Origin of the sequence: Ureibacillus sp. 179-F W5.1 NHS (assembly GCF_045369345.1) — a bacterium.
Taxonomy (GTDB): Bacteria; Bacillota; Bacilli; order Bacillales_A; family Planococcaceae; genus Ureibacillus; species Ureibacillus halotolerans.
Genome location: NZ_JBIQFG010000101.1, coordinates 1 through 1,416, shown reverse-complemented (window position 1 = coordinate 1,416; position 1,416 = coordinate 1). Strand labels below are relative to the sequence as shown.

Here is a 1,416-nt window from a genome sequence, read left to right as displayed (position 1 = left end):
ACTAAATATAATGAAGAATTTAAATTGATGGTGGTTCAAGAATATTTAAGTGGCTCACTAGGATATAGAGCGATAGCGAAAAAATATGGTGTCGGTGCTACACCGTTAAGGAAATGGGTACGTGCTTATCAAGAGTTTGGATGTAGTGGGCTATCCGTTAAGAAAACGAAGCAGTTTTATTCTGTTCAATTTAAATTAGATGTATTAAGCTATATGAAACGAACAGGTGCTTCTCATCAAGATACTGCAATTCACTTTAAATTGAATGATCCCACTTTAGTTGCTAGTTGGTATCATCGGTTTTTAAAAGAAGGGATAGAGGGCCTGCAAAGAAAACCAAAGGGGCGCCCATCCATGTCTAAGAAACAAAAATCAACAGTGAATAGCCAAGAAAAAACAATGTCACGTGAGGAGCAACTAGAACGCGAAAATGAACTGCTTCGTTTAGAGGTAGCTTATTTAAAAAAGTTGAAGGCTTTTCGAGAGAATCCAGATGCCTTCCTCGAAAAGCACAAGCCGCCATCGCCTTCGAACTTAAACAAGAAGGATTTCGATTAAAAGATATTTTAAAACAAGTGGATATTCCAGAAGCAACGTATCATTATCATATCAAACTGATGAGGCAAGAAGATCCAGATTTAGAGTGGAAAGCCTTGATTTTAGAGACTTTCGAACAACATAAAGGGCGATATGGCTACCGCCGAATTCATGGGGAATTAAGAGCGCAAGGACACATAATTAATCATAAAAAGGTACAACGAATTATGAAAAACCTAGGATTGAAATGTGTAAAATTCATACGTAAATCACGCTATAAATCCTACAAAGGAACAGTTGGAAAAGTCGCTAAAAACCTTTTGAATCGTAGATTCAGAACGCCATATGCCCTTCAAAAATTGGTGACTGATGTAACTGAATTTAAATGTACGGATGATGAAAAATTATATTTAAGTCCAATCATGGACTTATATAATGGTGAAATTATTGGGTTTAGTATATCAAAACGGCCAAGCCTAGATTTTGTTTTAGACTCACTTAAACAAGTACTTCCAATCATTCAAAAGTGTGCTGAATATCGGACAACTATTCACTCAGATCAAGGATGGCACTATCAACATAATACATGGGTGAGAACATTAAGGCAGAACAGGATTTTTCAAAGCATGTCTCGTAAAGCAACATGCGCAGACAACGCGGCCATGGAGAACTTCTTTAGCTTATTAAAACAGGAAATGTATTATGGAGAACAATTAATCTCTTACGAAACATTACAAAAGAAAATAAAAGAATATATCAATTATTATAATAATGTTCGTATAAAACAAAAATTGGCCGGCATGAGTCCAGTAAATTACCGAAAACATGCCAGCCAATTAGCTGCATAATAATAACTCTAACTTTAAGGGGTCACTACCG

1 protein-coding gene and 1 pseudogene are annotated in these 1,416 nt (G+C 35.9%); both read left to right on the top strand.

The window, feature by feature from the left end; genetic code table 11:
* On the top strand, positions 1-558 hold a 558-nt coding region (locus tag ACH0B5_RS18000), incomplete at its 5' end, for a helix-turn-helix domain-containing protein (protein ID WP_406928256.1).
* Positions 519-1,385: pseudogene (locus ACH0B5_RS17995) on the top strand (IS3 family transposase); the annotation flags it as partial. The gene ACH0B5_RS18000 and the pseudogene ACH0B5_RS17995, both read left to right, overlap by 40 nt.
* Between the last annotated feature and the right edge of the window lie 31 nt (positions 1,386-1,416).